The following is a 12657-nucleotide window of genomic DNA, read 5'->3' as shown; positions in this document are numbered from 1 at the left end:
GGACGTCCACGGCCGCGGTGTCGACACCGTCCTCGGCCCGGAGATGCGCTCCACCGGCGAGGTCATGGGCATCGACAAGGTCTTCGGCACCGCCTACGCCAAATCCCAGACCGGCGCCTACGGCGCCCTCCCCACCAAGGGGAGGGCCGTGCTGTCCGTGGCGGACCGCGACAAGCGGGACATCGTGCTGCCCGCACTCGCCCTCGTCGGCCTCGGGTTCGACCTGCTCGCCACCGCCGGCACCGCCGAGGTGCTCCAGCGTGCCGGGATCCCCGCCACCGTGGTGCGCAAGCACGACGAGGGCGAGGGCCCGAACGGCGAGCGGACCGTCGTCCGGCTGATCCACGACGGCGAGATCGACCTCGTCGTCAACACCCCGTACGGCACCGGCGGCCGCCTCGACGGCTACGAGATCCGCACCGCCGCCGTCGCCCGCTCGGTGCCCTGCCTCACCACCGTGCAGGCCATGGGCGCCGCCGTGCTGGCGATCGAGGCCCTCCAGTCGGCGACCGCCATGACGGTGACCCCGCTTCAGGAACTGAGCGTCCGGTACGACCGGTCCGCGTAGACCAGCGGGTCACCGCCGTCCGCGAGCCGGACGGCGGTGACCTCGCCGACCAGGATCAGGTGGTCGCCGGCGGGGTGCCGGTCGTACACCGCGCAGTCGAGCTGGCAGAGGGCGTCGGCCACGGCCGGCAGGTCCCGGGGCGTCGGCTCGGTGTCCGCCGCGCGGAACTTCTCGGCCCCGCGGGTGGCGAACCGGGTCGCCACGGCGGACTGCTCCCGGCGGAGCACGCTCACCGCGAACTCCTCGCAGCCGGCGAGCGCCTTGTAGGCACCGGCCGTCTCGGCCACGCAGACCAGGATCAGGGCCGGTTCCAGCGAGACCGAGCAGAACGAGGTCGCGGTGAGGCCCTGCGGGGCGCCGTCGCTTCCCCGGGTCGTCACCACCACCACGCCGGCGGCGGTCCTGGCCATCGCGGCGCGGAGGTCGTCGCGGGTCACCGTCCGGCCGGTCACGGCAGCACCACCGTCTGCGCCGCGTAGTTGAGACCGGCCCCGAAGCCGACCAGCAGCGCGGTGTCCCCGCTCGCCGCCGTGCCCTCGCCGAGCAGCGCCTCCAGCGCGAGCGGGATCGAGGCGGCGGAGGTGTTGCCGGTCTCGACGACGTCGCGGGCGACGGTGGTCGCGGCGGTCAGGCCGAGGCGCTCGACCATCAACTCGGTCATCCGGAGGTTGGCCTGGTGCGGCACGAAGGCGCCGAGGTCCGCGACCGACTGGCCGGCCGCGTCGAGGGCCGCCAGCGCGGCCGGCGCCACCTCCTCCATCGCCCAGCGGAACACCCGGCGGCCGTCCATCCGCATCCAGGGCCGTTCGTCACCGGCCCACGGCGCGGTCATCCGCAGGGCGTCGGCGTACGCGCCGTCGGAGCGCCGGACCACCGGGCCGATGCCGGGGTGACGGGCCGCGCCGACCACGACGGCGCCGGCGCCGTCCGCGAAGAGCAGGGCGCTCGTGCGGTCGGTCGGCTCGACGATGTCGGTCATCCGCTCCGCCCCGATCACCAGCACCCGCCGGGCGCCACCGGTCCGTACCGTGTCGGAGGCCACCGCGAGGGCGTGGCAGAAGCCCGCGCAGGCCGCCGACAGGTCGAACGCGGCGGCGCCGCCGGCGCCCAGCCGGTGGGCCACCACGGCGGCCAGCGCCGGGGTCTGGACCAGGTTGGACATGCTCGCCACCAGGACGAGGTCGAGATCGGCGGGGCGCGCCCCGGCCCGGTCGAGGGCCTGCCGGGCGGCCGCGACGGCCATCACCGGCAGCGTCTCGTCGGGGCCCGCGAATCCGCGCCGGCGAATTCCGCTGCGGGTCTCGATCCACTCGGGGGTGGAGTCGATGCTCCGGCAGAGCTCGGCATTGTCGACGCGGCGGCGGGGCCGGTAGCCACCGACCCCCTGTATTCCGCTGTGCCCCGTGCCGGCGACGCGTATCGGGCGTTTCCTCGCGTTCACCACTTCGGTTCTCCATTTCGCGTCCACGATGCGGGCGAGGCGATCCTCACAATCGACGCTGGAAAAGCCCTTGAGGCTCGCTGGGCGGCCCTACAATTCACCTGACGCACCGTCACGCCGAGGGACGGCTGCGAACGGGGAAAGGGGGACTCGGTGATCCGGCTGCTCATCGCCGAAGATGTACGGATGGTACGCGGCGCACTGGTGGCGCTGCTCGAACTCGAACCTGACGTCAAGGTGGTCGCCGAGGTCGGCAGCGGCGACGCCGTGGTGCCGGCCGCGCTGGAGGTCCGGCCCGACCTGGCGATCCTGGACATCAACCTGCCGGGGCAGGACGGCCTCACCGCCGCCGCGAAGCTGCGGTCGTACGTACCCGACTGCCGGGTGCTGCTGCTCACCAGCCTGAGCCATCCGACCGTGCTGCGGCGGGCGCTCGCACTGCCGGGCACGGGGCTGCTCCTGAAGGACGCACCGCCGAGCGAGCTGTTCGCCGCGGTCCGCCGGACGATGACCGGCGAGCGGGTCGTCGATCCGCAGCTCGCACTGAGCTTCTCCACTCCGGTGGACGGACTGCTCACCCCGCGCGAGGTCGAGGTGCTGCGACTGGCCGCCGAGGGCGACGACGTCCGGCAGATCGCGCGCCAGCTCCACCTGTCGGTGGGAACGGTCCGCAACTACCTGACCGCGGTCGTCCAGAAGCTGGACGCCCGCAACCGGGTCGACGCCGTCCGGATTGCCCGGGAATCGGGCATGATCTGACGGTGCGTGCACGGCCCCGGTATGAGAAATTCACAGACCGCCCGTGAGATCATCACTAGGGCTCCCTCAGTTCCTCGTGCCACACTCGAGGAAACCGAGATTTCCATGGAGGCGCACGTATGGACATCAGTGTTCTGGGGCCGCTGGAAATACGAATCGACGGAAACTTCATCGTGCCGAGTGCCGGAAAGCCGCGACAATTGCTCGCACTGCTCGCCCTTCGGGCGGGCCGGCTGGTCCAGGTGCCCACACTGATGGAGGAGGCCTGGGGGGCCCGAATACCGAGGAGCGCCCAGACGACGTTACAGACCTACGTCCTCCAGCTCCGTCGGCGGATCGCGGCCGCGCTGCCGGCCGGCACGCCGCAGACGGCCAAGGAGGTGCTCGCCACCCGGCTCGGCGGCTACCAGCTGACCGGCGCCGTGCACGACTCCGACCTGCGGACCTTCCACCGGCTGACCGCCGAGGGCAGCGCGGCCCTCGACGCCGGGGACGCCCACCGGGCCGCCGACGCGCTCGGCCGGGCGCTGCGGCTCTGGCGCGGCCCGGCGCTGGCCGACGTCCCGGTCGGGCCCGTGCTGGAGACCGAGGTCCTGGGCATGGACGAGGCCCGCACCCGGGCGATGGAACTGCGCGTGGAGGCGGACCTGCGGCTCGGACGGCACGCCGAGATCCTCAGCGAACTGAGGATGCTGACGGCCCGTCACCCGATGCACGAGAACTTCTCCGCCCAGCTGATGGTCGCCTACTACCGCTCCGGCCACACCTGGCGGGCCCTGGAGACGTACCAGCGGCTGCGCGGCGCGCTGGTCGGCGAACTGGGGGTCGAGCCCTCCCGCCGGGTGCAGCGGCTGCACCAGCTGGTCCTCGGCGGCTCCCCCGAGCCGGCCCACCCGGAACTGCCCGAATTCGCCCTGGAGGTGGCGCGGTGACCGCACGTCCGACGACCTACCGCAGCGCGGCGGTGATCGGCACCGGCACGATCGCGCTGGGCTGGATCGCCCTGTTCGCCGCACGCGGGCTGGAGGTGCGGATCAGCAGCACCCGTGCCGACGCCCGCACCCACGTCACGGCGGCGCTGCCGCTGTACGCGGCCTCCCTGCCCGGCGGACCGGCCGACCCCGACGAGCTGGCGGCCCGGCTGGTCTTCGCCCCCGACCTCGCCGGCGCGGTGGCAGGCGTCGACGTGGTGCAGGAGAACGCACCGGAGGACCTCCCGCTCAAGCAGCGGCTGTTCGCCGAAGTCGCGGCGGCGGCAGCACCGGACGCCCTGCTGCTCTCCTCCACCTCGACCCTGCTGCCGGACGACCTGGGCGCCGGACTCGACACCCCCGGCCGGGTCCTGGTCGGCCACCCGTTCAACCCCCCGCACATCGTGCCGCTGGTCGAGGTGGTGGCCGGCCGCGACGCCGATCCCTCGACCGTCGGGGCCGCGGTGGAGTTCTACCGGTGGCTGGGCAAGACACCGGTCGTGCTGCGCCGCGCGGTGCCGGGCTTCGTGGCGAACCGGCTGCAGTCGGCCCTGCTGCGGGAGAGCATCCACCTGGTGCGCGAGGGCGTGGTGACGGTGGACGAGCTGGACGAGGTCGTGACCGCCTCGATCGGCTCCCGGTGGGCCGTGGTGGGCCCGTTCCACGCCTTCCACCTGGGCGGCGGGCCCGGCGGCCTGCGGCACTGGCTGGAGCACCTGGGCAGCGGCCTGGAGCGCAGTTGGTCGCTGCTCGGCTCGCCGCCGGTGGACCGGGAGACCGTCGACACCATCCTGGCGCAGGCCGACGCGTCGTTCGGGGCGGTGCCGTACGAGGAGCTGGCCGCCCGGCGCGACCGCGGGCAGAACGCGGTCATCGCGGCGGCGGCCCGGGCACGCGAGGGCTGAGGACGCGCGCCGCGCACCGGTGCCGAACGGGAGGCGGGAGGGAGCGCCGACCGTCGGCACCGCCCCCGGGGCGACGCCCCGGGGGCGGGCGGGCCGAGTGACGACGGGGCTCCCGGCCGTGACGGCCGGGAGCCCCGCCCGTGCGCCCGGCCCGGGAGCCCGGCCCGGGAGCCCGGATCAGAACGAGGCGTGGTCCTGGGTCACCCGCCGTTCCAGGGTGCGCAGTTCACCGTCCTCACGGACCAGGACGTCGCGGACGACACAGCTCGGCGCGATGACCGGCTGGAACTGCCCGGGCCGGGTCGTCACGACGAGGGCGTAGAACTCGGTGTGCACGCTGCCGTCGGGCTGCTCGCGGACGTCGAGCATGTTGAACCAGTGCCGGCGCCGGACCGGGTCCTGGGCGAACCGGCGATCGTTGTACGAGCGCACCTCGGCGGCGATCGCCGCCCGGCCGCGGACGGCGGGCACCTCCGGCGAGTGGTCGAACACGCCGTCCGCCGCGAAGGTCGCCGCGAACGGCTCGGCCCGCACCGCGTCCAGGTGCTGCATCTGGCGGGCGTAGAACAGTTGCACCTCGGCGTAGAGCCCGGTACGGGCCGGATTCGCCACGGGGGTGGTGGTCTCCACCAGCTTCCTCCTCGGTAGGAACGGTTCGTGGAAGGTCCCGGCCACCCTCGCCGGGCGGGCTCAACCCGTCCTGGAGACGGTCTGGAGGAACTCGGCCGCGTGGTCCTCGACCCAGGCGCGGAACGGCCGGGCCGGGCGGCCCGTGTACTCCTGGACGGTGCCCGTCAGCGGCGGCGGCACCCGGCGCAGGTACTCCTCGACGCCGAGCAGCGCGCGGGCGTAGGCCTCGGGCAGCCGGTCGCCGGCCAGTCGCACCCATGCCTCGGCGCTCAGCCGGCGGACGGTCAGCGGACGGCCGGTCACCTCCGCGAGGATCCGCACCCGTTCGTGGGTGTCCAGGGCCTGCGGGCCGGAGAGGACCAGCGGTCCGGGGGCGGGGGCGGGGCCCGCGAGGACGGCGGCGGCGACGTCCGCGATGTCCCGCGGGTCGACCACCGGAAGCGCGAGGTCCGGGTGGACGGCGCCGATCACCCCCGCTCCGCGCACGGCGGGGATCCACTGCCGCGTGAGCGAGGCGAACGGGCCCGGCCGCAGCACGGTGACCGGCCGGCCGGTGGCCGCGAGCGCGGCCTCGCCCTGCCGGTGCTTGCGGAACAGCGGGTTGTCCGGCACCGGGGCGTCCTGTGTCGGGTCCTCCTGTGCCTCGGCAGCCTGCGCGGCGGGGGCCGCAGGGGCGGCGGGAGCCGCCGCGGAGAGCAGGACGAGGTGCTCCGGACCGCCTCCGGGCACGTCTCGCAGCGCCTCGGCGACCGCGGCGCCGGCGTCGTCGGCCAGCAGGACGAAGGCCCGCTCGACCCCGACGAGCGCGGCGCGGACCGCCGCCGGGTCGGTGAGGTCCCCCGGGGCGAGGTGCACCCCGGCCGGCAGCAGGGCCGCGGCCCGCTCCGGCTCCCGGACGAGGGCACGGACCTCCGCGCCGTCCTTCAGCAGACGGCGCACCAGATGGTTCCCGACCGTCCCGGTGGCCCCGGTGACCAGTACTTTCCTCGGCATGCCGCCTCCCTGCGGTCCGTGGGCGGCGGTGTGCCGCCCCGGCGACCAGCAGAGCGTGCGGGGCTCGAAGAACGCTCCAGCGGGACTCGGCCGCCGGTGCCGGACCTACGGGCGGGGGCGGGATGCGCCGTTCTCGTAGGCCTCGATGGTGCGGACGAACAGCGCCCGGTCCTCGGGGGCGAGCGGCTCGAACGCCCTGCGCCAGGCGTCGGCCCCGTTAGCCAGCCAGCGCTCGATGGCCTCGCGGGTGGCGGGCTCCTCGGTGATGCTGACGATGGTGCGACGGCGGTCGGCCGGGTCGGCCAGCCGTTCGACGACTCCCTGCCGGGTGAGGTCGCTGACCATCAGGCTCACCGTGGTGGGGGCGACCTCCAGGCGTGCCGCGAGCTGGTTCACCGGCATCGGCCCGTCGAAGAGCAGGTAGGACAGCATCGACAGGTGACGGGGCGCCAGGTTCATCGACTGGAGCCGGTCGGGCACGGGCGTGCGCTTGAGCCGCGCCGCCACGCGCGGCATGAGGAGCAGCATCGCGCGGATCGCCTCGTCGGTGCTGAGCCCGTGCGCGGACGAGGCGTCGGACACCTGTTCCGTTGACATCCTCCACCCCTCCCCATAGCTTTGCTTTCAAAGCAAAGTCTCCTGTCGGCTTCTCACACAGTACCGGAAGGGGCGCTCCATGCCCGAGCCCCGGCCCGCATCCCCGCAGTACAGCCCACGTCGCTGGGCGGCCCTGGTGGTCACCATGGCGGCCACCGTGATGGACCTGATCGACGGCACGGTCCTCCAGGTCGCCTTACCCACGCTCCGCCGCGAGCTCGACGCCTCCTCCACCCAGCTCGAATGGGCCATGGCCGGCTACACCATCGCCTTCGCCTCCGGCATGATCACCGCCTCCCGGCTCGGCGACCGCTACGGCCGGCTGAAGGTCTTCCAGGCCGGGCTGATCGCCTTCACCCTCACCTCCCTGCTCACCGGACTCTCCGTCAACCCCGAGATGCTGGTCACCGTCCGGATCCTCCAGGGGGCCTCCGCCGCCCTGATGGTGCCCCAGGTGCTCGCCATGCTCCGGGTCGAGTTCCCGCCCGGCGAGCAGCAGCGCGCCGCCACCGTCTACGGCCTGACCTTCTCGATCGGCGGCGTCGGCGCCCCGCTGCTCGGCGGCCTGCTGCTCGACGCCGACCTGTTCGGCCTCACCTGGCGGCCGATCTTCTTCGTCAACGTGCCCGTCGGCATCGCCGCGCTGATCGGCACCGTGCTGCTCTGCCGGGACTCCCGCTCCGAGCACGCCTCCACCATCGACGCCCGCGGCCTGGCCATCGCCGGCGTCGCGGTGCTCGCCCTGCTCTACCCGCTGGTCGAGGGCCGCACCCTGGACTGGCCGTGGTGGACCTTCGCCGTCATGGCGGCCTGCCCGGTACTCCTCTGGCTCTTCGGCCGCTACGAACGGACGGTCGTCGCCCGGGGCCACACCGCGCTGATCGACCCGGCACTGCTGCGCCAGCGGGCCGCCCTCGGCGGGCTCTCCGTCGCCGTGCTGTTCTTCGCGGGCGCCGCCTACCCGGTGATCCTGACGGTCCATCTGCAGAGCACCGTCGGCTTCACCCCCCTGCACACCGCGCTGACCATGGTCCCGGCCGCCGTCGGCGTCGGCCTCTTCTCGCCCTTCGCCACCAGGCTGCGCCAGCTCGGCCGTCCGCTCGCGGTGGTCGGGTGCGTGGTGCTCGCCCTGGGCATGGGCCTCACCACGCTCGCGGTGGTCCGCTACGGGACCGGACTGCACTCCTGGCAGCTGATCCCGGGCCTGCTGATCGGCGGCGTCGGCATGTCGATGGCCTCGGGCGTGCTGATCGCCACCGTCCTCGCGAAGACCCCGGGCCATCACGTGGGCGCCGCGGCCGGGCTGGTCAACACGGCCATCCAGATCGGCACCGCCTCCGGGGTGGCGCTGCTCGGCACCGTCTACTTCGGCCTGCTGGACGACGGCCACCCGCCGATCCGCTCCGCCGCCACCGGCCTGCTGGTCGTCGTCGGGCTCTACCTGCTGGCCGCCCCCGCCGCGATGATCCTGCCCGGCGGCCGTCTGGTCTTCATGGCCGCCCGGCCCCCGCAGCAGCAGCCCCGGCCGCCGGCCTCGACGACGCAGCCGGGCCGGCCGGACGGCGCCGACGCGGAGGCCACCCGGACCTGACCGCCCGAACCCCCGGCCACCCGAACCCGCTCCCTGCCTGTCGATCTGTCGACCTGCCGACCCGGCGGCCGCCCGACCGGCGGTCCAGCCGGCCTCGACCGGACGCCGCGAGGCTGCGCTTCTCCACCGTTCTCCACCGTCCCACCGGAGGGAAGTGCCGCCGTGAAGGAGCATTCCGATCTGACCGAGGTGTGCCGGGCGGCCTCGGCGCACGCGGACCGGGCCGAACGCGAGTACCGGCTCGGGGCCGAGGTCGTCGAGGCCGTCCGGGAGGCCGGGTTCGCCCGGCATTTCGTCCCCGCCCGGTGGGGTGGCGACGAGGGCGGCTTCGGCACCTGCCTCGACGCCGTCGCCGCACTCGCCCGGCACGACCCGTCCGCCGCCTGGTGCGCGTCGATCGCCTCGACCCTCGGCAGGATGGCCGGGTTCCTGCCCGAGGAGGGCCGGCGCGCGCTCTGGGCGGACGGCCCGGACACCCTGGTGGCCGGCGCGCTGGTGCCGGCCGGGACGGCCGTCCTTGAGGACGGCGGCTGGCGGCTCTTTGGCCGCTGGTCCTACGTCAGCGGCGTGCACTCCTCCGACGCCGCCCTGCTCGCCTGTTCGGTCCCGGTGCCCGACGGCGCGCCGGACGAACGGCAGCCGCGCTTCCTGCTGGTGCCCCGCTCCGCCTACCGGGTCGAGGAGACCTGGCGGACCGTCGGCATGCGCGGGACGGGCAGCCACACGCTGGTCCTGGACCCGGTGCACGTGCCCGTCGGACACACCTTCGGGCACGCCGAGCTGCTGACCGGGCGCCCGGCGGGCGAGGCGCCCGCCCCCCTCACCGTGCCGCTGCGCGACGTCAGCGGGCTGACCTTCGCCGGGCCCGTGCTGGGGGCGGTGCGAGGGGCGCTGTCCGCCTGGTCCGCCGCCGCGGCCCGCCGGAAGCCCTCGGCCGCCGCCGAGTCCGCGCTCGCCCGGGCCGCCGCCGAGACCGACGCGGCCGCGCTGCTGCTGGCCCGGGCCGCCGAGGACGCCGACCGGGGCTCCCGGGACGAGTGGAGCGGGGCCCGCGCGCAGCGCGACCAGGCGGCCGCCGTGGAGCTGCTGCTGGCCGCGGTCAACGGGCTGGCCCGGACCGCCGGGACCGGTGCGCTGCAGGAGGACGCGCCGTTCCAGCGGTTCTGGCGGGACGCCACCACCGGCGCCACCCACGCCGTCCTCCAGTGGGAGCCGGCCGCCCACCGCTTCGCGACGGCGGAGCTCGTCCCGTACGCGGCGGGCTGACGGGCCCGGCGGGCCTGCGGGTACCGCGGACAGGCGGGTCGCCGCGCCTCACGGGGTGGTGGGGCAACCGGGTGGTCGGGCGACCGCCCACCCGGTTGCCCGACACCGGACGCGGGACGACGGAGTGCCGCAGTGCCGCAGTGCCGCAGTGCCGCAGTGCCGCAGTGCCGCAGACGGAACGCCGCGAGGGGGCTGTGGGCATCCGCCCGCAGCCCCCTCCGGCACGCTCGCCGGGGCCGGGTCAGCCGGCGGGCCCGTCGGTGACGGTGTACCCGCCGATCGTCAGTTCGGCGCCCTGGCCGAAGAGCCGGCTGCTCTCCCGGCTCTCCTCGTCGACGAAGGTCTGCTCGTGCGGCTCGCCCGCGTCGGGGCGGAAGTAGGTGGTCGCCCGGGAGAGGCGGACCAGGCCGCGCCCGGTCGGCCAGGAGCCGTCCAGCAGGCTGAGCAGGCCCATCCCGAAGCTGAGCTGGCGCGGTTCGACCACCGTCAGCTCGCCGCCCTCGTCGAGGGTGAGCGTCTCCCGGCCGAGCGGCAGACCGATCCGGTCGACCCGCAGCACCTCCTCGTCCTCCAGCAGCCAGCGCACCACGCCTGCGCCCCGGTCGTAGGAGATCCGCACCCGGTGGCGGTCGTCCGGGGTGCGGTCCAGCAGCGGCACGGTGCAGGCGAAGGAGCCGTACGGGCCGAGGTGGCGGCGGGCGAAGTTGGTCCGGCCGTAGAAGGCGTAGAGCCGGCGGTTGGTCAGGATGAAGTCGAAGGCGACCGAGGTCTCCGGGTCGATGGTGTTCAGCATGGCGCCGCCCAGCCGCAGGTCGTCCTCGGGGTCGCGGACCGCGTCGCCGAACGGGTGGCCCGCGGTGCCGTAGGTGCGGCCGGAGACGGTGGCGGAGACGGAGAGCACCCGGCCCGGTTCGGCCTCGAAGCCCTGGAAGCCGGAGGCCGCGGTGCGGTTGACGTAGGCGATCCACTTGGCGTGGTCGGCGAATCCGGGCACCACCCCGGCCTGTCCGCGCTCGCTGGGCACCGTCCGGGTGAAGGCCGGCTCGCCGGTCGCCGCGTTGCGGCCCCGGGAGACCAGGCGCAGGCCGTCCCCGGTGACGGTGGCGTCGGCGTCGTCGGCGATCAGCTCGGCGGTGGCCTGGACGTACCGCCAGCGGGCGTCCGGCCCGGTGGCGGAGAGGCCGTCGCGGAAGTCGTCCCGCCAGAGCTCGGCGGCTTCGGCGGGGACGGCGGCTTCGGCGGGGGTGCGGGCGGGCGGGTTCATCGCGGCTCCTCGGGTCGGTCGGTCGGTGGTGCCGGGGCGAGCAGGAGGTCGACGACCTCGGGGAAGGAGTCGACGACCCGCTCCGCGCCCGCGGCGGTCAGCTCGGCGGCGGTGGCCGCGCCGTACGAGACGCCGATGACGCGCATCCCGGCGGCACGCGCCATACCCACGTCGGCGACGCCGTCGCCGACCACCACGCAGGACTCGGCGGACAGGCCGAGCCGGTCGGCCGCGTACCGGGCCATCGCCGGGTGCGGCTTGCCGTGCTCGACGCTGTCGTGGCCGGCGACCACGGCGAACGCGTCGGCGACGCCCATCAGGGCGAGGATCTTCTCGGCCGCCCCGCGTGGCTTGGAGGTGGCCACCGCGAGCCGCAGCCCCGCCCCGGCGAGCCGGCGCAGCCCGGTCGCCACCCCCGGGTAGCGCAGGGCCGCGCCGGTGGCCGTCAGGTGCGCACGGAAGCGCCGCTGGTAGTCGGCGGCGGCGGCGGCCACCTCCGGGCCGTCGGCCGGCCGGCCGAGCAGCCGGGCCAGGCTCGGTTCCAGCGGCAGGCCGACGGTCGCGCGCACGGCGTCCGCGCCGGGGTGCACGCCGCGTTCGGCGAGGACGGCGGTGAGCAGCGTGGCGATGGCCTGCGGGGTGTCGGCGAGGGTGCCGTCGAGATCGAACAGGACGCCGGCCGTCACCGCCACTCCCCCGCCGCCTGCTCGTACGCGGGCCGCGCGCCGGCGTGCTGCGTGCCCGCCTGCTGCTCGTTCCCGGCCAGGGCCGACAGGGCGGCCGACAGCTCGCCGGCCAGCCGCGCGGTGCTCAGCAGCAGGGACCGGCCGGCCTTCGCGGTGCGTCCCTCGGTGACCCGGGAGACGGCCTTCATCAGGAAGGGGCTGACGGCGTTTCCGGTGACCCCGGCCGCGTCCGCCTCGGCGAGCGCCCGCACGATGGCGGTCTCGATCACCTCGGCGTCCAACGCGTCCTCCTCGGCCACCGGGGTGGTGAGCAGGACCGTGCCGCCGCCGTTGACCTCCCAGTGCGCCAGGACGGCGCGGGCGGCCTGGCCGACGTCGTCCACCCGGCGGACCGGGACCTCGGTGGCCCGCGCGTAGAAGCCGGGCAGCCGGTCGGTGCCGTGGCCGAGCACCGGGACGCCGGCCGTCTCCAGGTACTCGGCGGTGAGCCGGGCGTCCAGGATGCTCTTGGCTCCGCCGCAGACCACGGTGATCCGGGTGCGGGTGAACTGGAGGAGGTCCGGCGAGATGTCGAAGGTCTGCTGCGCGCGGCGGTGGACGCCGCCGATCCCGGCGGTGGCGAACACCGGGATGCCGGCCCGCTCGGCGATGACGATGGTGCCGGCCACGGTGGTGGCGCCGGGGCCGCCGCCGGCCAGCACCGGGCCGATGTCGCGGGCGCTGACCTTGGGCACGCCGGCGGTGGTGCGCAGCCGTTCGATCTGGTCGGCGTCGAGGCCGACGAGCAGCCGGCCGTCCAGGATGCCGATGGTGGCGGGCACGGCGCCGCCGTCCCGGACGGCCTTCTCGATGGCGAGGGCGGCGTCGACGGACGGTGCGTGGGTGACGAGCGACGATTCGAGCGCGACCACCGGCCGCCGCTCGGCCAGTGCGGTGCCGACTTCCTCGGTGATGGCAAGGAGCTGGTCCACGGCCATCGCCTCCTT

The 12657-nt window shown here is 75.1% G+C and carries 13 protein-coding genes and 1 pseudogene; 6 read left to right on the top strand and 8 right to left on the bottom strand.

What is annotated here, in order from left to right; genetic code table 11:
- Positions 1-568, top strand: a pseudogene (gene carB / locus PUR61_RS41340) (carbamoyl-phosphate synthase large subunit); the annotation flags it as partial.
- On the opposite strand, the gene PUR61_RS41335 reads toward carB, so the two are convergent.
- Positions 532-1020, bottom strand: a complete 489-nt coding sequence (locus tag PUR61_RS41335) for a flavin reductase family protein (RefSeq protein WP_329885112.1) — start codon at positions 1018-1020, stop codon at positions 532-534. The pseudogene carB and the gene PUR61_RS41335 sit on opposite strands and share 37 nt — an antisense overlap.
- Positions 1017-2009: a beta-ketoacyl-ACP synthase 3 gene (locus tag PUR61_RS41330; protein WP_329885111.1), complete on the bottom strand. Its 993-nt coding sequence runs from the start codon at positions 2007-2009 to the stop codon at positions 1017-1019. Before PUR61_RS41330 ends, PUR61_RS41335 begins: the two co-directional genes overlap by 4 nt.
- Before the next feature lie 153 nt (positions 2010-2162).
- Between PUR61_RS41330 and PUR61_RS41325 the strand changes: the two genes are divergently transcribed.
- The 3 genes from PUR61_RS41325 to PUR61_RS41315 all read left to right on the top strand — a co-directional run bounded on the left by PUR61_RS41325 (position 2163) and on the right by PUR61_RS41315 (position 4644).
- On the top strand, positions 2163-2768 hold the full coding sequence (locus PUR61_RS41325) for a response regulator transcription factor (RefSeq protein WP_329885110.1): 606 nt from the start codon (positions 2163-2165) through the stop codon (positions 2766-2768).
- Positions 2769-2887: 119 nt separating this feature from the next.
- Complete coding sequence (locus PUR61_RS41320) at positions 2888-3700, top strand: AfsR/SARP family transcriptional regulator (RefSeq protein WP_329885109.1); 813 nt, start codon at positions 2888-2890, stop codon at positions 3698-3700.
- Complete coding sequence (locus PUR61_RS41315; RefSeq protein WP_329885108.1) at positions 3697-4644, top strand: 3-hydroxyacyl-CoA dehydrogenase NAD-binding domain-containing protein; 948 nt, start codon at positions 3697-3699, stop codon at positions 4642-4644. Before PUR61_RS41320 ends, PUR61_RS41315 begins: the two co-directional genes overlap by 4 nt.
- Positions 4645-4821: 177 nt before the next feature.
- Here the strand turns inward: PUR61_RS41315 and PUR61_RS41310 are convergent, their stop codons facing one another.
- The 3 genes from PUR61_RS41310 to PUR61_RS41300 all read right to left on the bottom strand — a co-directional run bounded on the left by PUR61_RS41310 (position 4822) and on the right by PUR61_RS41300 (position 6864).
- On the bottom strand, positions 4822-5274 hold the full coding sequence (locus tag PUR61_RS41310) for a nuclear transport factor 2 family protein (RefSeq protein ID WP_329885107.1): 453 nt from the start codon (positions 5272-5274) through the stop codon (positions 4822-4824).
- Between the two features lie 60 nt (positions 5275-5334).
- On the bottom strand, positions 5335-6267 hold the full coding sequence (locus PUR61_RS41305; protein WP_329885106.1) for an SDR family NAD(P)-dependent oxidoreductase: 933 nt from the start codon (positions 6265-6267) through the stop codon (positions 5335-5337).
- 105 nt (positions 6268-6372) lie between these two features.
- Positions 6373-6864, bottom strand: a complete 492-nt coding sequence (locus tag PUR61_RS41300) for a MarR family winged helix-turn-helix transcriptional regulator (RefSeq protein WP_329885105.1) — start codon at positions 6862-6864, stop codon at positions 6373-6375.
- A gap of 79 nt (positions 6865-6943) precedes the next feature.
- Here PUR61_RS41300 and PUR61_RS41295 point away from each other — a divergent pair, with 79 nt between their 5' ends.
- Together PUR61_RS41295 and PUR61_RS41290 are read left to right on the top strand one after the other, a co-directional pair.
- Entirely contained in the window at positions 6944-8455 is a 1512-nt protein-coding gene (locus PUR61_RS41295) for an MFS transporter (RefSeq protein WP_329885104.1), read from the top strand.
- Positions 8456-8617: 162 nt separating this feature from the next.
- Positions 8618-9721: a hydrolase gene (locus tag PUR61_RS41290; protein WP_329885103.1), complete on the top strand. Its 1104-nt coding sequence runs from the start codon at positions 8618-8620 to the stop codon at positions 9719-9721.
- A 241-nt stretch (positions 9722-9962) separates the two neighbouring features.
- Here PUR61_RS41290 and PUR61_RS41285 read toward each other — a convergent pair whose 3' ends face one another.
- Genes PUR61_RS41285 through PUR61_RS41275 form a run of 3 tightly spaced genes read right to left on the bottom strand, consistent with a single transcriptional unit; the run spans position 9963 to position 12648 of the window.
- Entirely contained in the window at positions 9963-10985 is a 1023-nt protein-coding gene (locus tag PUR61_RS41285) for a DUF6081 family protein (protein ID WP_329885102.1), read from the bottom strand.
- A complete protein-coding gene (locus PUR61_RS41280; protein ID WP_329885101.1) occupies positions 10982-11671 on the bottom strand; it encodes an HAD family hydrolase in 690 nt (229 codons plus the stop codon). The genes PUR61_RS41285 and PUR61_RS41280 overlap by 4 nt, the downstream gene beginning before the upstream one ends.
- Positions 11668-12648 carry a pseudouridine-5'-phosphate glycosidase gene (locus PUR61_RS41275; RefSeq protein ID WP_329885100.1) on the bottom strand — a complete coding sequence of 327 codons (981 nt, stop codon included), beginning with the start codon at positions 12646-12648 and terminating at the stop codon, positions 11668-11670. The genes PUR61_RS41280 and PUR61_RS41275 overlap by 4 nt, the downstream gene beginning before the upstream one ends.
- Between the last annotated feature and the right edge of the window lie 9 nt (positions 12649-12657).

Source organism: Streptomyces sp. BE20 (genome assembly GCF_036322525.1).
Lineage (GTDB): Bacteria > Actinomycetota > Actinomycetes > Streptomycetales > Streptomycetaceae > Kitasatospora.
Note: the sequence above shows the minus strand (reverse complement) of the source record. Positions and strands in the feature narration are given on the sequence as shown.

Excerpts from the sequence above, each read along its gene's own strand:
- PUR61_RS41285 (WP_329885102.1), bottom strand. The coding sequence starts at position 10,985 with ATGAACCCGCCCGCCCGCACCCCCGCCGAAGCCGCCGTCCCCGCCGAA.
- PUR61_RS41295 (WP_329885104.1), top strand. The coding sequence starts at position 6,944 with ATGCCCGAGCCCCGGCCCGCATCCCCGCAGTACAGCCCACGTCGCTGG.
- PUR61_RS41320 (WP_329885109.1), top strand. The coding sequence starts at position 2,888 with ATGGACATCAGTGTTCTGGGGCCGCTGGAAATACGAATCGACGGAAAC.
- PUR61_RS41275 (WP_329885100.1), bottom strand. The coding sequence starts at position 12,648 with ATGGCCGTGGACCAGCTCCTTGCCATCACCGAGGAAGTCGGCACCGCA.
- PUR61_RS41300 (WP_329885105.1), bottom strand. The coding sequence starts at position 6,864 with ATGTCAACGGAACAGGTGTCCGACGCCTCGTCCGCGCACGGGCTCAGC.
- PUR61_RS41305 (WP_329885106.1), bottom strand. The coding sequence starts at position 6,267 with ATGCCGAGGAAAGTACTGGTCACCGGGGCCACCGGGACGGTCGGGAAC.